The 19,294-nt window shown below is 58.5% G+C and carries 19 protein-coding genes; 6 read left to right on the top strand and 13 right to left on the bottom strand.

All coding sequences use genetic code 11. From position 1 onward, the window contains the following. Positions 1-5: 5 nt before the first annotated feature. Entirely contained in the window at positions 6-1,835 is a 1,830-nt protein-coding gene (locus K3556_RS06560) for an ABC transporter ATP-binding protein/permease (RefSeq protein WP_260518918.1), read from the bottom strand. Positions 1,836-1,926: 91 nt separating this feature from the next. Here K3556_RS06560 and K3556_RS06555 point away from each other — a divergent pair, with 91 nt between their 5' ends. Next, the gene (locus tag K3556_RS06555) at positions 1,927-2,259 is read left to right on the top strand and encodes a helix-turn-helix transcriptional regulator (protein ID WP_260518917.1); all 333 of its coding nucleotides are present in this window, start codon (positions 1,927-1,929) and stop codon (positions 2,257-2,259) included. Between the two features lie 58 nt (positions 2,260-2,317). On the opposite strand, the gene K3556_RS06550 is transcribed toward K3556_RS06555, so the two are convergent. Beyond that, positions 2,318-3,478 (bottom strand): LysM peptidoglycan-binding domain-containing protein, encoded by a 1,161-nt coding sequence (locus tag K3556_RS06550; RefSeq protein ID WP_260518916.1) that lies wholly within the window; start codon positions 3,476-3,478, stop codon positions 2,318-2,320. A gap of 109 nt (positions 3,479-3,587) precedes the next feature. Here K3556_RS06550 and K3556_RS06545 point away from each other — a divergent pair, with 109 nt between their 5' ends. Then, positions 3,588-4,166 (top strand): TIGR00730 family Rossman fold protein, encoded by a 579-nt coding sequence (locus tag K3556_RS06545; RefSeq protein WP_260518915.1) that lies wholly within the window; start codon positions 3,588-3,590, stop codon positions 4,164-4,166. Here K3556_RS06545 and rarD read toward each other — a convergent pair. The 8 genes from rarD to K3556_RS06505 all read right to left on the bottom strand — a co-directional run bounded on the left by rarD (position 4,109) and on the right by K3556_RS06505 (position 12,305). Then, on the bottom strand, positions 4,109-5,023 hold the full coding sequence (rarD, locus tag K3556_RS06540; RefSeq protein ID WP_260518914.1) for an EamA family transporter RarD: 915 nt from the start codon (positions 5,021-5,023) through the stop codon (positions 4,109-4,111). The two genes, K3556_RS06545 and rarD, sit on opposite strands and share 58 nt — an antisense overlap. A 124-nt stretch (positions 5,024-5,147) precedes the next feature. Further along, entirely contained in the window at positions 5,148-5,747 is a 600-nt protein-coding gene (locus K3556_RS06535; RefSeq protein WP_260518913.1) for a superoxide dismutase, read from the bottom strand. Between the two features lie 157 nt (positions 5,748-5,904). Then, positions 5,905-6,336, bottom strand: coding sequence for a hypothetical protein (locus K3556_RS06530; RefSeq protein ID WP_260518912.1), 432 nt, complete (start codon positions 6,334-6,336; stop codon positions 5,905-5,907). 6 nt (positions 6,337-6,342) lie between these two features. Then, positions 6,343-6,750 carry a hypothetical protein gene (locus K3556_RS06525; RefSeq protein WP_260518911.1) on the bottom strand — a complete coding sequence of 136 codons (408 nt, stop codon included), beginning with the start codon at positions 6,748-6,750 and terminating at the stop codon, positions 6,343-6,345. Positions 6,751-6,817: 67 nt separating this feature from the next. Continuing rightward, positions 6,818-7,378 (bottom strand): sarcosine oxidase subunit gamma, encoded by a 561-nt coding sequence (locus K3556_RS06520; protein WP_260518910.1) that lies wholly within the window; start codon positions 7,376-7,378, stop codon positions 6,818-6,820. Beyond that, on the bottom strand, positions 7,371-10,388 hold the full coding sequence (locus tag K3556_RS06515; protein WP_260518909.1) for a sarcosine oxidase subunit alpha family protein: 3,018 nt from the start codon (positions 10,386-10,388) through the stop codon (positions 7,371-7,373). The genes K3556_RS06520 and K3556_RS06515 overlap by 8 nt, the downstream gene beginning before the upstream one ends. Beyond that, the gene (locus K3556_RS06510) at positions 10,385-10,708 is read right to left on the bottom strand and encodes a sarcosine oxidase subunit delta (RefSeq protein WP_260518908.1); all 324 of its coding nucleotides are present in this window, start codon (positions 10,706-10,708) and stop codon (positions 10,385-10,387) included. Before K3556_RS06510 ends, K3556_RS06515 begins: the two co-directional genes overlap by 4 nt. A 349-nt stretch (positions 10,709-11,057) precedes the next feature. After that, positions 11,058-12,305 (bottom strand): sarcosine oxidase subunit beta family protein, encoded by a 1,248-nt coding sequence (locus tag K3556_RS06505; protein ID WP_260518907.1) that lies wholly within the window; start codon positions 12,303-12,305, stop codon positions 11,058-11,060. 212 nt (positions 12,306-12,517) lie between these two features. Between K3556_RS06505 and ccmI the strand changes: the two genes are divergently transcribed. The 4 genes from ccmI (at position 12,518) to K3556_RS06485 (ending at position 14,928) form a co-directional block, all read left to right on the top strand. Then, positions 12,518-13,789 (top strand): c-type cytochrome biogenesis protein CcmI, encoded by a 1,272-nt coding sequence (gene ccmI, locus K3556_RS06500; protein ID WP_260518906.1) that lies wholly within the window; start codon positions 12,518-12,520, stop codon positions 13,787-13,789. A gap of 41 nt (positions 13,790-13,830) precedes the next feature. Beyond that, entirely contained in the window at positions 13,831-14,253 is a 423-nt protein-coding gene (gene ruvX, locus K3556_RS06495) for a Holliday junction resolvase RuvX (protein ID WP_409557767.1), read from the top strand. Continuing rightward, positions 14,250-14,489 carry a DUF1289 domain-containing protein gene (locus tag K3556_RS06490; RefSeq protein WP_260518904.1) on the top strand — a complete coding sequence of 80 codons (240 nt, stop codon included), beginning with the start codon at positions 14,250-14,252 and terminating at the stop codon, positions 14,487-14,489. Before ruvX ends, K3556_RS06490 begins: the two co-directional genes overlap by 4 nt. A gap of 61 nt (positions 14,490-14,550) precedes the next feature. Continuing rightward, positions 14,551-14,928: a hypothetical protein gene (locus K3556_RS06485; protein ID WP_260518903.1), complete on the top strand. Its 378-nt coding sequence runs from the start codon at positions 14,551-14,553 to the stop codon at positions 14,926-14,928. Between the two features lie 322 nt (positions 14,929-15,250). On the opposite strand, the gene ispG is transcribed toward K3556_RS06485, so the two are convergent. The 3 genes from ispG to hemA form a co-directional block, all read right to left on the bottom strand. Next, positions 15,251-16,375, bottom strand: coding sequence for a flavodoxin-dependent (E)-4-hydroxy-3-methylbut-2-enyl-diphosphate synthase (gene ispG, locus K3556_RS06480; RefSeq protein ID WP_260519186.1), 1,125 nt, complete (start codon positions 16,373-16,375; stop codon positions 15,251-15,253). A 106-nt stretch (positions 16,376-16,481) separates the two neighbouring features. After that, complete coding sequence (locus K3556_RS06475; protein WP_260518902.1) at positions 16,482-17,762, bottom strand: helix-turn-helix domain-containing protein; 1,281 nt, start codon at positions 17,760-17,762, stop codon at positions 16,482-16,484. Between the two features lie 113 nt (positions 17,763-17,875). Beyond that, complete coding sequence (hemA, locus tag K3556_RS06470) at positions 17,876-19,099, bottom strand: 5-aminolevulinate synthase (RefSeq protein ID WP_260518901.1); 1,224 nt, start codon at positions 19,097-19,099, stop codon at positions 17,876-17,878. Positions 19,100-19,294: the final 195 nt, after the last annotated feature.

Genomic DNA, 19,294 nt, shown 5'->3' with positions numbered 1-19,294 from the left:
GTTGCTCAGGCAGCGGCGATGTCAGTGGCGTCTTCTTCGCTGGCTTGGCGCGCCCACATGGCGGCATAACGCCCGCCTTTATCCAACAGCGCGTCATGGCTGCCACGCTCGACGACTTCGCCCGCTTCCAGAACGATGATCTCGTCCGCATCCACGATGGTCGAGAGGCGGTGCGCGATGGTGATCACCGTACGCCCCTGCCCCATTTCACGCAGGCTTTCCTGAATGTCGCGTTCGGTCTGGGTGTCCAAAGCTGAGGTCGCTTCGTCCAGCAACAAGATAGGTGGATTTTTCAAAAGCGTGCGCGCGATGCCGACACGTTGTTTTTCACCGCCTGACAATTTCAGACCGCGTTCGCCCACTTGTGTCTGATAGCCTTCGGGAAGGCTTTTGATGAAATCATGGATCTTGGCGGCTTTTGCAGCGCCCTCGACCTCGTCCCGGCTGGCCTCGGGGCGACCATAGGCGATGTTATAATAGACACTGTCGTTGAACAGCACCGTATCCTGCGGCACAACGCCGATAACGCCGTGCAGGCTGTCCTGCGTCACGTCGCGCACATCTTGTCCATCGATCTTCAGGCTGCCGCCGCTCACATCATAAAACCGGAACAGAAGCCGCCCAATGGTGGACTTGCCCGACCCGGACGGGCCGACAATGGCAACTGTCTTGCCCGCAGGCACATCAATCGACACGCCTTTCAAGATTGGCCGTTCGGCGTCATATCCGAACTGCAGGTCTGTGAACTGCAACGCGCCGCCTGTGACGTTGATGTCAGGCGCGCCGGTCCTGTCCGTCACCTCGGCGGGTTGTTCAAGCAGGTCAAACATCTCTCCCATATCGACCAGCGACTGGCGGATTTCACGATAAACGGTGCCAAGGAAATTCAACGGCATGGTGATCTGGATCATGTAGGCATTAACCATGACAAAATCGCCAACGGTCAAGTCGCCCGCCTGCACGCCAATGGCAGCCAGCACCATGACGCCGACAAGACCAAGCGTAATCAGCAGCGCCTGCCCAAAGTTCAGGAAGGCCAAGGAATACGAGGTTTTAAGGGCGGCCTGTTCATACCCCGCCATAGCCACATCGTATCGCGCGGCTTCGCGGGTTTCGGCACCGAAATATTTGACAGTCTCAAAATTCAGCAGGCTGTCGATGGCTTTCTGGTTGGCATCGGTATCCTGATCATTCATTTCCTTGCGGATGCGCACGCGCCATTCGGTCACTTTGAAGGTGAACCAGACATAAAGGCCGATCGTGCCCACCACGACCGCCAGATACCAAACATCAAAAACGAAAAAGAGGATGGCCGAAATCATCAGAAGCTCAAGCACCAAGGGCCCCATCGAAAACAGCATGAAGCGCAGAAGGAATTCGACCCCCTTCACGCCGCGTTCGATGATCCGCGACAGGCCACCGGTTTTGCGCGTGATATGATAGCGCATGGACAGGCGGTGAATGTGGGTAAACGTCTCAAGCGCCAGTTGACGCAGCGCGCGTTGACCCACCCGCGCGAAAACGGCATCGCGCAATTGTTGGAACCCGTTGGTCATGATCCGCGCTATGCCATAAGCAAGCGTCAGGCCAACCGCTCCAATGGCAAGCGCCCAGGCTTCGCCGGTGGCCTCGCCGCTCAGCACATCGACCGCACCTTTGTAAAGAAATGGCGTCAGGACAGAAACGACCTTAGAGGCCAGAAGCATCACAAGCGCAATGACCACGCGCCGCTTTACCCATGGCTGGTCTTCTGGCCACAGATAGGGCGCGACGCGTTTGATCGTGCGCCAGCCATTCTTCGGACCTTCGGAGGAGGTAATACGGGACGGCGCCATTCGAAACCTTAGCTGGTGGCCCATTGATGGAACGCGCAGACGGGGTTCTCTGGGGCTTGTGTTATTTCAATATTTCACCGATATTTGAAATATGGAGCAGAGTCGAGTCCTCAAATCCCTGTCCGCGATGGCACATGACACACGATTGGAAATCGTGCGTTTGCTGGTGTCGGCCGGAGATGACGGGTTGGCGGCAGGCGCGATCGCCGCGGCCCTTGACGTGTCTGCATCTGGCCTGTCCTTCCACCTGTCTCAGTTAGAAACAGCGGGGCTGCTGTCGTCACGCAAAGCCTCTCGCCATGTGATCTATACGGCCAACCGTGCCGCCCTTGGCGGCGTGATCGCGTATTTGCTGAATGACTGCTGTGCCCGTGACCCGGATATCTGTGCCTGCGCCGGCGAAAGCGCGACGGCCGCGCAATAAGCGCCTTCCCCCCGTCCAGATACTTGGTTCTCAGACGTCAAAGTGAAAGCGCACGGCCTTATTCCGCATCCGGGATCGCGAAAACCTGTCCAGGGTAGATCAGGTCCGGATTGCGGATTTGTTCGCGATTGGCGGCAAAGACACGGACGTAAAGCGGGCCTTCGCCCAAATGTTCGCGCGCAATTGCCCACAAGGTCGATCCCGGCTGTACCGTCACAGCTTCGACCCGCTGCTTTGGGCTTTCCGATTGGGTATTTACCACGGCGGCCAGTTGTTCGGGTTCCTCGCGTTTGAAAGGTGTTTCGGTGCGCGATGTGACCGAGCCGTCCTCGGCCAGTTCATCCACCCGCAACGTATATACGCCACTTTGCACTTCGGGCAGCGGAACGCGCCATTGCCCGCTTTCCGACACTTCGCCGACCTCAATCGGCGCATTGTCCAGATAGACCCTCAAGTCAGCACCGCTTTGACCACGGCCAGACAACGCAACCTCGCCAGTTTCGTCATATGTGATGGCATCAAGGACGATGTTGTCCACCGCTGGACGACCCGTCCCATCCTGCAAAACGGCGATGCCCTGTTCGTCTGCCAGCAAAACCTGCGGCGCGGCGGCCACCTGAATATCCGCGTCGGGAGTGGTTGTCGCAACGTCCGCCTCTGGCGCGGGCGTTGCGTCTTCGGTGGCGGGCGCAATGGGCGGCTTGGCTGCCATCGGCGCGATCAAAACCGTTTGTGGGCTTTCACTGTTTTCGATCACCTGTCCACTGTCATCCAGTGCGGCGAAACCAAGCGCGCCGGGCGCTTCCACCGGAAGATCCAGCAGGGCCACAAAATTGCCGTCGCTGCCCACCGTCACATCCTCAAGCGGCGCGCCGTCGAGCGTCAGTTGAATTGTGCTGCCCGGCTTTGCATGGCCTGCAACAACCGCGCTGCCATCGGGATCAACTCGCACCACATCGAAGCCAGAGGTATTCTCATCCGGTGCCGGCGTTTCTGCCAGCGCGGCCGGAGTTTGCTCCGCTGCCGGGGGCACCGCCGCTTGCTGTTCTGGCGTTTCGGTCTTTAGGGGTGTGGGCGACACTGCCACGGGCTCTTGCGCGGTGGGCGTCTGGTTCTGTGACCAAAGAAACCACGCCACACCAATCCCGACGGCAAGTACCGAACCTGCCGCAACCCAGAGCCCTTTCGCCCCGCTGGAGCTGCCTGTGTCTGTCGTCATATGTGCCCCCTGTCGGCCGATCTTTGCGCCGCGCCTGCTTGTTGAACTCTAGCAATCCCGCTAACACCGGTCAAAAGATCATTCAGACGGCTGAAGAGTGGGGACAAACATGACACATCATACCGCATCGGTTTGCGTTTACTGCGGCTCGCGTTTCGGGTCGGACCCGGCGTATCGCGAGGCCGCGACCGCACTTGGCACGGCGTTGGCCGCAAACGACTGGCGGTTGGTCTATGGCGCCGGTGATGTCGGGCTAATGGGCACAGTGGCCGCGGCCGCACAGGCCGCGGGCGCGGCCACCTTTGGCGTCATTCCTGAGCACCTGTTGAAATGGGAGGTTGGCAAACGCGATCTGACCACCTTCATCGTGACTGAAAACATGCACGAGCGCAAAAAGGTGATGTTCATGAACTCGGATGCGGTGGTTGTGCTGCCCGGCGGCGCTGGATCACTGGACGAGTTCTTCGAGGTTCTGACATGGCGCCAATTGGGCCTGCATGACAAGCCAATCCTGCTGTTGAACGCCGGGGGATTCTGGGACCCGCTGATCGGGCTGCTGGACCACGTGATTGATCAAGGGTTTGCCGAAGACACCCTGCGCCAGTTCGTGACCGTCGTGACGGATGTGGATCAGGCGATCACGGCCCTGCGCGACGCTCTGTCCCGGCGGATCGCATCCGCCGAATAGATCGCCAGCGCCAGCCAGATCATCGGGAACGCGATCAGGTGCCAGGGCGTGATCGCTTCCCCCAGAAACGCAACCGCGCAGGTGAATTGCAGGCTTGGGTTCAGGTACTGGATAAGACCAACCGTCGACAACGCCAAACGGCGTGACGCATAGCTGAATAGCACAAGCGGCACGGCGGTAATCAGCCCGGAGGTGACCAACAGAACGCTGTCCCACAAGTGCTGGCCAAAGACAGCGCCATTGCGCCCCAGAATGCCCTCCCACCCAGCAATATGGGTTCCCATCAGCCAAACGACCGCCAAAGGCGCCAGCAACAACACCTCGGCGGTGACGGACACAATCGGGCCGGTGGAAAGCACTTTCTTTACAACCCCGTAAATCCCAAATGTACCGCCCAAGAGAAGCGACAGCCATGGCGCGACACCCAGCCCGAAGGTCAACGTGAGGACGGCCAGAGTGGCGAGGATCAGGGCGATCCCCTTGCCGCGTGTAATGGTCTCGTTGAAAAACAACCGTCCAAGGATGACCATCACCAGCGGGAAGATAAAATATCCAAGGCTGCTTTCCACCACCATGCCGATTTGGACCGACAAAATGAAACCGCCCCAGTTGGTCGAAATCATGATGGCGGCCATGGCCACAAGAAACACCGACCGGCCACGCAAAAGCTGTGCCACTTCCCCAAGCCGACCTTGTGCCCCTAAAAACAGCCCGAACAGTGTCAGCGACCAAAGGGTTCGGTGGCTCAGAAGCTCTAGCGGCGGAACATGTTCCAGCAGTTTGTAAAACAGCGGCGACAAGCCCCAGGCGACGCAGGCGGCAATAATTGCCATGACGCCTTTTGTGCTCTCGTTCATCCGCGTGCTCCTGCTTCACATCGCCTTGTCATCGCACAGAAAAAGCGGCCACCCAAGGGGTGACCGCCATGATGTTTCGTGATGGCGGGTGTAACGGGCTACGCCGCTTGCACCCCGCGTTTGATCACAGGCGCGAGGCCACGTTTTCCCAGTTCACGAGGTTGTTCAGGAAATTGTCCAGATAAGCGGGACGCTTGTTGCGGAAGTCGATGTAGTAGCTGTGTTCCCACACATCACACCCCAGCAGCGCCGTTTGACCAAAACATACCGGGTTCACACCGTTCTCAGTCTTGGTGACCTTCAGCCCACCATCGGTGTCCTTGACCAACCAAGCCCAGCCCGAGCCGAACTGACCGGCGCCAGCAGCGGCAAACTGCGATTTGAACTCGTCAACCGAGCCAAAGCTGTCTTTGATCGCTTTTTCCAGCTCACCTGGCATGGCGGTCTTGCCCGGGCCCATCATCTCCCAAAACTGGTTGTGGTTCCAAAGCTGGCTAATGTTGTTGAAAATTCCGTTCTGGGCGACGGCCGACTTGTCATAGGTGCCGGTGATGATGTCTTCCAGCGACTTATTTTCCCACTCGGTCCCGGCAATCAGCTTGTTGCCATTGTCGACGTAAGCCTTGTGGTGCAGGTCATGGTGGTATTCCAGCGTCTCGGCAGACATGCCAGCCGCAGCCAACGCGTCGTGGGCGTAAGGAAGATCGGGAAGTTCAAAAGCCATTTTGGGCCCCCTGTTCATGCGTGTTTCCGTTGACCATTAGATGGGGCAGCAGGCGGGGGAAGGTCAAGGGGCAAGGCGGAAATCCACATGTGCCCCGCCAGTTATTTTGCGCTACACTTGCCCTCGGCGCGGAAAGTATTTGTGAACCGGAGTGGCTTCATGGTGGCGATCGCCTTGCCGCCTTTTTGAAATAGGTCAGGCGATAGACAAATTTCGCATTCCGCTCGGAGTTTGATTCTGTCACCCCCACTCTGACCTTATCCAAAGTCCATGAGAAGGTCGTCCGCTTGGCGTTGTCCACAGCGATCTTGCCCGCTATCGGTTTGCCATTCACCTCTTGAATCAGACCATCGATCACGGCGACGTCGCCTTCTTCTTCCACAACTACGATAGGCGGCGGGATGGCCCAGCTCTCGTTGGGCCCGGCATTGACAACCTCGCAGTCATATACGCGCGCAAGGGCCAGAGCGGCAAAACTCGCAACAACCACACAGGTCGCAACCGACAGATACTTAAACGTAATTTCAGTGAGTTGGTGATAGCGCGGTGCTGTTTTGAACCACAACCCCCTCAGGTATAGCTGCGGCAAACCAACTCATTCTATCCGGCAACCACCCTGCCCCAGATAGCTGTTGGGATATCCCCGCGGCATTGAACGAATTACGAGTTTTAAGGACGGCTTCAGGATGGTCGCGCGAAAGGCCAGTGCCGGCGTGTATTGCCGCCCCTCGCCTTGAGCATTGGTCAGGCGGGTGATCTCCCACGTGATGGTGACCCGTTTGGGGTTTTCAACGGCAACGCGGGCCTGCATCGGAGCACCGACAAAATACTTAATCAGCGGATCCCAGACATCCGCCGATTGGCCCCCGGCCTCGTGTTCGATCAACAGCCGGGTTGGCAGCCAATCGCCGGTCCCATTGGGTTTGATATCGCAGTTATAGATTTCCGCCTGCGCAAACGTTGATAGACAACATAGGGTGAGGGCTGCCAGACATGACTTCATGCACTGACAATAGCGACTTTCAACTAAAGGTTGCAAACAAAATCCGGCATTGCAACCGGACTAGAGGTCACCCCATACCGACTTCAGATCCGTGTTTGGCTGCGTCTTTCAACAGATCAAACGCATACTGCGAGACAGACCGGAAACATACCAGAACTGCTGTCTCGTCGTCTTCCAGATAGAAGGCCGCGGGGATTTGCGCGATCCGCGTGCGACGCAGCATGCCGGATTGCATGACCGAGGTATCGGCTGGCGTCAGCTTGGCGATCACTTCGCGACAGGCAGCACCCGCCACACGGTACACAGCCCGCGCGTCAGAGACATTGACGACCAGCGCGTGTTCCTTCGCAAGCGCTTTGGTCGCGGCCTCAACCACGTTCGCGGCGTCGGCGTGATCGACGATCAGCAACAGCTCATCGGGCGACATCCAGCCAGCACGGCCTTTCTTGCCCACAGCAATCTCGCCTCGCCCCGGCATCGCAGCACCGGTTGCGGCTTTCACCGCTTTGGCGACGCCCGCCGACGACAAATCACCGCGCAGGGTGATCATGCCGATCAATCCGGCCTCTTCGACCTTGCAATAGCCGTCAAATGACGCGCCCTGCAGTGCGGATACAGCATCAGACATTCTGCTTCTCCCCGTCCTTGTCATAGAAGACCGGATCACAGATCCGCGCCTTGATCACTGTGTTCGAACCATCCACCGTGGGAAAATCCACCACCTCGCCCATGCGGTCTGGCCCATGCAGGACAAGCCCCATCGCGATGCCTTTCTTCAGCGTTGGCGAATAATAGGTCGAGGTGACGCGCCCGATCATGTTCTTATGACCATGCACATTCTCGCCTTCGCCAATCGCATAGGCACCGTCCGGCAGAACCGAGCCATCGAGCGTTTCCAGACCGACCAGTTTCCACCGGTTCGGATCGGTCATGTGGCTGCGTTCTTGCGCGCGTTTGCCAAGGAAATCCTCTTTCTTCTTCGAGATCGCCCAGTTCAGCCCAAGATCCTGCGGGATCACGGTGCCGTCGGTTTCGTCCCCGATCATGATAAAGCCTTTCTCGGCCCGCATGATGTGCAGACACTCGGTGCCATAAGGCATGACGCCGAACTCTTCTCCGGCCTCCAGAAGCGCATCCCAGAAGGCGCGGCCTTGGCTGGCGGGCACGGCGATCTCGTACGACAGCTCGCCCGAGAACGAGATGCGATAGACCCGCGCGTCAAACCCGCCGATCGTGCCGTCTTTCCACTGCATGAAGGGCAGCGTTTCTTTGGACACATCCATGCCGCCGAGCTTTTCCAGCACTTTGCGTGCGTTCGGACCAACCACGGCGACCTGAGCCAGTTGCTCGGTCACATTGGCAACATAGACTTTCCAGTCCCACCATTCGGTTTGCAGCCATTCTTCCATCCACGCGTGGATGCGATCTGCACCGCCCGAGGTGGTGTGACACAGCCACGTGTCCTCATCGATGCGCGCCACAACGCCATCGTCTGACAGGAACCCGTTTTCCGAACACATCAGGCCATAGCGGCATTTTCCGGGTGCCAGGTTCGACATCATGTTGGTGTACATCATGTCGAGGAACTTGCCTGCGTCCGGCCCCTTCACGATCAGCTTGCCCAGCGTCGAGGCGTCCAGCAAGCCCAGACGTTCACGGGTGTTCAGAACCTCGCGGTGCACGGCTTGCTCGTTGGTCTCGCCCGGCTTGGCATAGCAATAGGGGCGACGCCAGTGGCCGACCGGTTCCATATAGGCGCCAGCCTCTTCGTGCCAGTCGTGCATCGGAGTGCGACGGATCGGCTGGAAGATTTCGTGACGCGCTTCGCCTGCAATCGCACCGAAGCTGATGGGTGTGTATGGCGGGCGGAAGGTGGTGGTTCCGGTCATCGGAATTTCTTGACCCAACGCATCAGAAAGAACAGCCAAACCGTTGATATTGGACAATTTACCCTGATCGGTCGCCATGCCCAATGTGGTATAACGCTTGGTATGTTCGACGCTCTCATACCCCTCGCGCGCAGCAAGTTGCACGTCCGAGACCTTGACGTCATTCTGATAATCCAGCCACATTTTCATGCGCTTCTGGTGACCTGCACCCTGCGGCATGATCCAGACAGGGGCCATCGGCTGCGCCTGTTCCGCGCCAGCTTTCGGGCCCGCTTTACGAATGGCCTTGCCGCCAGCGGCTTTCGCCGCCGCTTTACCTGCGTCATATGCATCTGCCAAGACGCCCGCCAAGTCCATCGGACCCGAAGCCGAGCCTGCGGTGACCACGAAGGGCTGACCGTCATGGCCGGTGGGCGCACGATCAGGATCGGGACGGAAATGCGCTTGCGCCTCGTCCCAGATCAGTTTGCCACCGCAATGCGACCACAGGTGCACGACCGGGGACCAGCCGCCAGACATGGCAACCACGTCGCATGGGATTTCTTCCAGTGCCGCGCCCTCGCCTGCTTGCAGGCAGATCGAGACGCCGGTGACGCGCTTGCTGCCGTTCACCTTGGCGATCGCACGGCCCGGTTCGACCCGGATACCAGCGGCGCGGGCGGCTTCAGCCAAGGGGCCAGTTACTTCTGGACGCGCATCAAGGATAACGGGCACTTCAAGCCCCGCTTCCTTCAGCGCCAGCGCGGTGCGATAGGCGTCGTCATTGTTGGTCACAACAACGGTGCGGTCGCCAATGGACACGCCCCAGTTCACCGCAAAATCGCGCACAGCCGAGGCCAGCATGACGCCGGGAATATCGTTGCCTGCAAAGGACAACGGACGTTCAATTGCACCTGTGGCCGTGACGATTTGCGCCGCACGGATGCGCCACAGACGGTGACGCGGCCGATCGTCGCCCGGCGTGTGATCGGCCACACGTTCATACCCCAGCGCATAGCCGTGGTCATAAACGCCCGATCCCATCATGCGGGTGCGCAGGGTGACGTTGTCCATGCCTTCCAGTTCGGCCAAAGTCGCCGCGATCCAGTCGTCAACGCTCTGCCCGTCAATCTCGCCACCATCCACAGGGGCACGTCCGCCCCAATGGTGAGTCTGCTCCATCACCAGCGTTTTCGCACCGGACCGACCGGCGGCCAAAGCGGCAGCCAGTCCGGCAACACCGCCGCCGACAACCATAACGTCTGTGTGGTGATAGTAATGCTCGTACCGATCCACATCCGCTTCGGTCGGCACTTGGCCCAGACCTGCGGATTTACGGATGATCGGTTCAAACACGTGCTTCCACGCGGCCGCAGGGGCCATGAACGTCTTGTAATAGAAGCCCGCCGGCAGGAAACGCGCGGCGTAGTTGTTCACAACGCCCACGTCGAACTCAAGGCTCGGCCAGTGGTTTTGCGAGGTCGCATAGAGCCCATCAAACAGCTCGGTCGTGGTGACGCGTTGGTTGGGTTCAAAACGCCCGCCCTGCCCCAGATTAACCAAGGCATTGGGTTCTTCCGCGCCTGACGCAACAACGCCACGCGGGCGGTGGTATTTGAACGACCGGCCCATCAGCATCTGGTTTTCGCCCAGAAGGGCGGCTGCCAGCGTGTCGCCCTCATACCCCTTCATACGTTTGCCGTTGAAGGTGAAGTTTTTCGGTTTCGAACGGTCGATCAGTCGACCGCCATTTGCCAGACGCGTGCTCATTTATAGCCCTCCCATTCGGGATGTTTCTTCTTGATCTTGGCGACCAGCTCTTTCGGCGGCTCATAGGTCTGGGCGGGATACGTCCCGTAAACCTCGAGCGTCATGGTGTTGCGCGCCGCGTGGAACCACTTGCCGCAACCTGACACGTGCCGCCAGCGTTCAAAGTGAACGCCTTTCGGGTTCGCGCGGTGGAACAGATAAGTCTCGAATTCGTTATCGGACGACCCGGGGCCAAAACGCTTCAGATGCGCCTCGCCGCCACCATGCAGGTCCGTTTCATCGGCCATCACGCCGCAATAGGGGCATTCAAGGATCAGCATGTTGCAGCTCCATTGTTAATCCAACAAAAAACGATATCGCCGTAGCCACTCTGTAGGGTGCCCAAAGCCACCAAGAATATTTCACTACCTGCGAGTTCTCTGGCGTGAAATTCCAAATATCGGGTAGGGACTTGTGTCTTTTTATCGCCACCCGAACGGCCACTGATTTCTTTAACAATAGACCTCGCGCTTAGCCCTAGAAGCACAATTCCCACAACGATCACGACTGTCCCAAAGCGTTGGAATGATTGGGGCGTCCCATACTTCAATAAGAAGGTTGTGGAAATCCCATACGCACCAACGGGAAGGGCAACCAGCAAGTGAAGTCCTAGGTCTTTCAACTTCCTCATCAGTGAGCCACCCCCGCAGCCACGCTTTCATCGATAAAGCGTCCTTCGGTGAAGCGGTTCAGGCCGAATTCGGCGGCCAGAGACCCCGGCTCGCCTTTTGCAACGGTCTCGGCCATGGCCCAGCCCGATCCGGGGATCGATTTGAAGCCGCCTGTGCCCCAGCCACAGTTGATAAAGCAGTTGCCCAGTGGCGTTTTGCCGATGATGGGCGAGCGGTCCCCGGTCACGTCCACGATACCGCCCCATTGGCGCAGCATTTTCAGGCGCGAGATGATCGGGAAGGTCTCGACCAGTGCGCGCACGGTCTCTTCCACGTGGTGGAACGATCCGCGCTGGGTGTAGTTGTTGAACCCGTCGGTGCCGCCACCAATCACAAGTTCGCCCTTATCGGACTGAGACATATAGCCGTGCACGGTGTTGGCCATGACCACCACGTCGATGCAGGGCTTGATCGGCTCGGAGACCAGCGCTTGCAGCGCGACGCTTTCCATCGGCAGACGGAAGCCCGCCATATCGGCCAGATGGCCCGCGTTGCCCGCAACAACCATCGCCAGTTTGTCGCAGTCGATCTGACCGTGGGTGGTGTCGACGCCGGTGACGTTGCCGCCCTCTTGGCGCACGCCGGTGACTTCGCATTTCTGGATGATGTCCATGCCCATGTCAGAACAGGCACGCGCATAACCCCACGCAACCGCGTCGTGACGCGCCGTGCCGCCACGCGCTTGCCACAGCGCGCCCAGAACAGGATAGCGCGGGCCGTTGATGTTCATGATCGGCACCAGTTCTTTGACCCGCTGCGGGCTGATGAACTCGGTCTTCACACCTTGCAGCGCATTGGCATGGGCCGTGCGCTCATAGCCGCGCACCTCGTGTTCGGTCTGAGCCAACATCATCACGCCGCGGGGGCTGAACATGACGTTGTAGTTCAGATCCTGGCTCATCGTCTCGTAAAGCGAGCGTGCCTTTTCATAGATCGCCGCCGAGGGGTCCTGCAGATAGTTCGACCGGATAATAGTCGTGTTACGGCCCGTATTGCCGCCGCCCAGCCAGCCCTTTTCGATGATCGCCACATTGGTGATCCCGAAATTCTTGCCCAGATAGAATGCCGTGGCCAATCCGTGGCCACCAGCGCCCACGATGACAACATCGTATTTCTTCTTCGGTTTTGGCGAAGCCCAGGCGCGCTCCCACCCCTGGTGATAGCGCGCAGCCTCGCGCGCAATGGCAAATGCAGAATAACGTCGCATGCGATTCCCCTGTTGGGCTTTCGGTTTGTGTCGGTTTTATACCCAAGCGACGTTTGCCGACGGCGATCCAGCGTCATATGGAATGAAAAAGACGACATGGCCGAAAATTTGCGGCCCCCTGCGACATCGTGATCGTTCCACTTGACCATTAAGGGTTTTGTCCACCCGCTTTGCGCATTACATGGAGGGGAACGTAAGCATGCGGAGGGAACATGGCTTTCTGGCTGATCATCGGGGCAACCACACTCGCCACCATTTTGGTGTTGGCGCGGAAGATGCTGCGCCCGCGCGACATCTCTGCGCCTGTGGACGAAGTTTCCAAGCTAAGCTCGGACATGAAAGTCTATCGTGACCAGCTCAGCGAACTGGATCGTGATCTGGCGCGTGGCACTGTCTCACCGCAAGACGCCGACCGCGCCCGGATCGAGATTTCGCGGCGGTTGCTTGAAGCCGACAAAGCCGCACAGGCCAAGGCTACGCCGGAAGATGCGCCTGAAGGGGTCAGCCGTCTGGTTATGGCAGTATCCGCAGCGACCATCGCATGTGGCGCTATCGGGCTTTACTGGCTGATGGGGTCACCTGGCTATCAGGATCTGGGCCGTGAAAAGCGGATCGCGATGAGCCAGGAGATGCGCGACAGCCGACCCAGCCAAACCGCAGCCGAGGCCGATATGCCACCCTGGCCCGGGCCGCCGGTTGAAGCCCCCGCTGACTATCTTGAACTGATCCAGGGTCTGCGCGACGCGGTGGCAAAAAACCCTGATGACCCGCGCGGTCTGGACCTGCTCGCGCAGCATGAAGCTGCCATCGGCAACATGGTGGCTGCCCGCACGGCAATGGGACATCTACTTGAGATAAAAGGACAATCTGCTACGGCGGATGATTATGTTCGGCAAGCTGACTTACTGGTCAACGCGGCGGGCGGGTTCATCTCTCACGAAGCCGAGACCATGCTGAAGAACGCGCTCGAGCGCGACCCGCGCCACCAATTGGCGCGCTATTATACCGGCTTGATGTTTGCCCAGAACGGACGCCCCGATATGGGGTTCCGCCTGTGGCGCGGCTTGCTTGAGGAAGGTCCCGACACGGCCATCTGGTGGACCTCGGTGCGCTCGCAAATCGGCAGCCTCGCGGCCCACGCGGGCGTCGATTACACCCCACCGGATGCACCAACCCGCCCAGTGGCACCGGTAATGCCCGGCCTGTCCGGACCCAGCGCGGAAGACGTCGACGCGGCTCAGGACATGAGCGAAGAGGACCGCAGAGCCATGATCCAAGGGATGATCGAGCAGCTGTCAGACCGCTTGGCCACCGAAGGCGGCACGCCAGACGAATGGGCCCGCCTCATCAGTGTGCTTGGCGTTGTCGGCAATACCGAGCGCGCCGCCGCCATCTGGGGCGAAGCACAGACTTTGTTTGCAGCCCGCCCAGAGGCGCTGGCCAAAGTGCGCGCGGCCGCTAAACAAGCCGGTGTCGCCCAGTGATCTTTGAAACGGTCGAGACGTTCGCCCCGGCCCTGCCTCCCATGTCAGCACTGACTGGGTTGGATCTGGGTACGAAAACCATCGGCGTCGCCGTGTCAGACAGCCTGCGGCAGGTCTCGACCCCATTGGAAACGATCAAACGGAAAAAATTTACCACCGATGCAGCACGTTTACTGGAAATCATTGAAGACCGACAAATTGGCGGGATCGTTCTGGGTTTGCCGCGCAATATGGACGGATCAGAAGGACCGCGCTGCCAATCCACACGCGCCTTTGCCCGAAACCTGGAAAAACTGACGGATGTTCCGATCACCTTTTGGGACGAGCGTCTGTCTACTGTCGCCGCCGAACGCGCCCTGCTCGAGGCGGATACGTCCCGAAAGCGTCGTGCAGAGGTGATCGACCATGTCGCAGCCGGTTATATCCTGCAAGGTGTGTTGGATCGAATGAGGCACCTGCAATGATCGACGACATCTGGAAACGTGACGAGGTGGAAAGCCCCTGCGTTAACATCTGTGTCGTTCACCCCGAGGCGCGGATTTGCACAGGATGCTATCGTTCGATCGAAGAAATCGGCATTTGGTCGCGCCTGTCTCCCGCGGCCAGACGCGCGGTCATGCGCGACTTGCCTGACCGCAAAGGGCTATTGAACAAACGGCGCGGTGGACGCAAAGCACGGCTTGCACAAGACGAAACATGATCACCGCAACGTGAGACACCGAGACTGACAAAAACGCTAATCTACGGGAGAAGGAGGCCTCATGCCCCATCCCACTTTTTATGCATCCTGCCTTATTGCCCTGATCTATGGATTTCCAGTGCAGGCGGACAATTGGAAAACCCGACCCTCTGATGCCCGCTTGAGCGCCCTAGAGCTATCGGATATCCTCTCCGGGAACATACTCACCTTCCATGACGGCGGCACCTCTGCATTCGGAGAGGATGGAGGGTACACCTATACATATGGCGGCGGCGGAACGTGGTTGGGAGAGTACACCATCGGAGCGGACAGCACCGCTTGCGTGACTTATGTTACGGGCGTTTCACGCTGCGATCTCTATGTAATGGATAACACCCGCCTTGTGGTGATTACCGCAGACGGGCAGCGGTTCCCGATTAAGTCGGTTGCCCCCAACTAAAGCGGTTCGAATTAAACCTGAGACAGGGATCATTCGAAACGCTCTAAAAGTCCGGCCTTGACATGGAACTAACAAAGGGGCGTTGCCCCTCGCACCGATGGTGCTCACCCCAGGATATTTTTGGCCAGTAGAAACCTGAAGGAGCACCCGTCTGTCCCGGTTGTCGATACAATGCGATCTGGCGTCCCCAAGCCCAATTTGGATGCGGGCATTTCAATATCTGCGGCTCCCCGTGTCGCATCCCGCTCAATTGACCAGTGGTCGCATCTTCTGGCTTGAAGTATCCTGGGGTGAAGAGCCGCAGGCTCGAGGGGCAAAGCCCCTATTCGGCGGCTTCGTCTGTCTGGGCCTCAATCTCAGCCGCGCGCTTTTCGACCAGCCCGACGATGTGATCAACCATTTTTTCATTATCGAGCTTGTGATCCTGTTTCCCTGCGACGTAAACCATCCCCGATCCCGCTCCGCCGCCAGTGAACCCGACATCTGTCATCAGAGCCTCGCCCGGTCCGTTTACCACACAACCGATGATCGACAGGCTCATTGGGGTGTGGATATGCGCCAGGCGTTCTTCCAACGTGGCCACAGTTTGGATCACATCAAAACCTTGCCGCGCGCAGGAGGGGCAAGAGATGATGTTCACGCCCCGGTGGCGCAGCCCCAAGCTTTTCAGGATTTCAAATCCGACTTTAACCTCTTCGACCGGATCGGCAGACAAGCTTACACGGATCGTGTCACCAATCCCGGCCCACAGAAGGCTGCCCAGCCCAACGGCACTTTTGATGGTGCCCGATACAAATCCGCCCGCTTCCGTGATACCAAGATGGATCGGGGCATCTGTCGCCTCGGCTATGCCGTGATAGGCTGCTGCGGACAGAAACACATCAGATGCTTTCACGCTGATCTTGTAGTCGCGAAAGTCATTGTCCTCAAGGATGCGGATATGGTCGAGACCACTTTCCACCATCGCCTCCGGGCAAGGCTCGCCGTATTTCTCAAGAAGGTGGCGCTCCAACGACCCGGCGTTCACACCAATGCGGATCGAGCAACCGTGGTCCTTGGCGGCCCTGATCACTTCGCGCACGCGCCCCTCGTCTCCGATATTGCCCGGATTGATGCGCAGACAGGCCGCGCCCGCTTCGGCGGCTTCAATCGCACGTTTGTAGTGGAAATGGATATCGGCCACGATGGGGACCGGGCTTTCGGCCGTGATCTCTTTCAATGCCGCCGTTGACCCTACATCGGGGCAGGAAATCCGCACGATGTCCGCGCCAGCCTCGGCCGCCGCTAGGACTTGCGCCAAGGTGGCTTTCACGTCCGAGCTATCGGTGTTGGTCATGGTTTGCACGGCAATCGGGGCATCGCCCCCGACCGGCACATTACCCACCATCACTTGCCGTGACTTGCGGCGCTGGATGTCGCGCCATGGACGGATCGGATTGTGGGACATGGGATCACTCTTTGCCATTTGTTCGGGTCAAGAGATAGCGCGCGCAAGCAACGGCCACAAGCGCAACGGCGCGCCGATTAACCTGAGTTTTTTGTGAATAACGTGGTTATTGCGCCAAGTTCAGCTCTGCCACATAGGTGGCCAGATCCGCATCATCGGCCAGATCGGCAAGCGCAAAGGTTTCAAGCAACGCTTCTTGTGACAAGGCCACGTTTTTCACCACCGACGGACCGTCACCCGACGGGCCATAGGCAGTGCCATTAACCGCGAAGTAGATCGATCCGGCATTGCCGGAGCGCATGACGGGTGCCAGTTCGGTTTTAGGCAGAATGTAATGTTCGCCTGCGTCCAATATCTTCTCAAAGATGACCGTGCCGTCAGCCGATTGAATGCGCACCCAAGATGGGCGCACAGCAAAGACGGCAACCTCAGCGGCGTCTGCCCCGAGGACCCGAACACCGGCAGGTGTGTCATCAACTAGTCCATCGGCCGTCGGCGTGGTCAGCTTTGCGGCGAAGCGCTGCGTATCACGAGACGTGATCGAGTCAGGCCCCAGAAAACCGGGGGCTGTGCCCAGATCGGGTGTGCTCACGCCGGCCAGAACGCCAACGCTGGATGGATCCAAGGTCGATATCGGCGCATCGCGATGCGTCAGCACTGGTACGTCCAACGCTTGTGGCCGATAAAGCCGATCCAGCGCTTCCGCCGAAGGTGGCTGAGTAAGGCCGGCACCTGCTTGTGCCAACACTTCTGGTTCATTGACGTCGCCTATGGCGGACGGTCCCGCCCCGACATCTGGCAATTCAGCCAGCACACCAGGTGTTTGCTCAATGGGCGCAAAATCGACACGCTGAATTTCCTGCAGCACCGACCAGCTGCCAAATCCCAGCAAACCGATCAAGGCCGCCAGAACCGCTACCGATCCAACAGCGCCAGGTTCAATGCCCGCAAAAACACTTTCGGTTTGTGGCACCCAGCTTGCGTTCGGATTGGCGAGCGGATCGCCTTTTTGATCGGATCGTTTGGTGGACTTCGGTGGCTTTTCAGAGAATGTGGACGCGCCTGCGGCGAGACCATGCGCCGTTGTGAACCCGCTTTCTGCGCAGAACGTTTTATAGGCCCATTCCGGGTCCATCCCCAGATAACGCGCATAGGACCGTACATAACCCGCAACGAACCCTTGCGTTTCGAACGCGGACACATCCGCGTTTTCGATTGCAGCAATATAGGTGGCTTTGATTTTCAGCTCGCGCTGGACGTCCAAAAGCGATTTTCCAAGCGTAGCACGTTCGCCACGCATGACATCGCCCAGTCGGAGATCAAAGGAATCAAAGCCTGTCTGCTTTTCTTCTTCCTCGACCCGAGACGTGTTCCAACGCCCGATCATCCAGCTGCTCCTAGTGCCTCAAGTGTCCCAAATGAAGCCAACGATTCGTCTTCGCCGCCTTCCCTATGGGGACGGTAACACATTCTTACAAAATGTGCAGTCAGTGATTGAGGTTAAGCAGACAGTTCGGCGCGATTTAGCTCACAATGGGACCACAGTTGATCCAGTGCATTGATGAGTGCGTCCATCTCTTTCGGACCGTGCACCGGTGACGGTGTGAACCGAAGCCGTTCGGTGCCGCGTGGAACAGTCGGATAGTTGATCGGTTGGACGTAAATACCAAACCTTTCCAACAACATATCTGACAATTGCTTGGTGTGGACCGGGTCGCCGACAATGACCGGAACGATGTGCGAATCGTGGTCGATGATCGGCAGGCCAAGTGCCTTCAAGCGGGTCTTGAGAATCTTGGCTTGGGTCTGGTGGGCATCGCGCAGACTTTGATCACTTTTCAGATGCTTGACCGATGCCGCCGCGCCAGCAGCGACAGCCGGCGGCAGCGATGTTGTAAAGATGAAGCCCGGTGCGTAAGACCTGATCGCGTCACACATTTTTGCGGACGCTGCGATATACCCGCCCATCACGCCATATGCCTTAGCGAGCGTGCCATTGATGATGTCGATGCGGTGCGCAAGATTGTCACGCTCGGTAACGCCTGCCCCGCGTGGGCCATACATGCCAACGGCGTGCACTTCGTCGATATAGGTCAGCGCGCCAAATTCATCTGCCAAGTCGCAGATCGCCTCGATCGGCCCGAAATCGCCATCCATGGAATAGACGCTTTCAAAGGCGATCAACTTAGGCGCGGCGGGATCGTCGGCCTCTAGCAATTCACGCAGGTGGGCGATGTCATTGTGACGGAAGATGCGTTTTGCCCCGCCATTGCGGCGCACACCTTCGATCATCGAGGCATGGTTCAACTCGTCTGAATAAATAATCAGGCCGGGGAACAATTTTGGCAAAGTGGAAAGGGTCGCGTCATTGGCGATGTAGGCTGACGTGAAGATCAGCGCATCTTCTTTCCGGTGCAGGTCGGCGATCTCGGCTTCAAGACGTTTGTGGTAAACCGTGGTGCCCGAGATGTTGCGCGTGCCACCAGACCCCGCCCCGGTCGCTTCGATCGCTTCGTGCATGGCCTCGCGCACCGCAGGGTGCTGTCCCATGCCCAGATAGTCATTGCCGCACCAGACCGTCACCGGCGCTTCTGAACCATCAGGTTTTTTCCATGTGGCGTGGGGGAACTGGCCCTGACAGCGCTCAATCTCAATGAACGTGCGATAACGTCCTTCGTCGTGCAGGCGCTGCAGCGCCACGTCGAGCTCGTGAGTATAATCCAAGGTTCCCTCCTGGCCGGTCTGATCCTGTTCGTTCGCTCAACATACAGGGTATCACCTCGCAAACATATTCAAAAATTGGATATGTTTCCCCCGCATGTCGTTGCTTGCCGTGTTAACGGATTGCAGTCGGGTTTTACATTGATCCATCGCAAACGGAACCCTTTTTAGATTTTCCGCGACACTACGCCCTTCCAT

Origin of the sequence: Aliiroseovarius sp. M344, from assembly GCF_025140835.1 — a bacterium.
Classification (GTDB): Bacteria; Pseudomonadota; Alphaproteobacteria; order Rhodobacterales; family Rhodobacteraceae; genus Aliiroseovarius.
The sequence above is the reverse complement of the archived record's forward strand: the minus strand, read 5'-3'. Positions and strand labels throughout refer to the sequence as shown.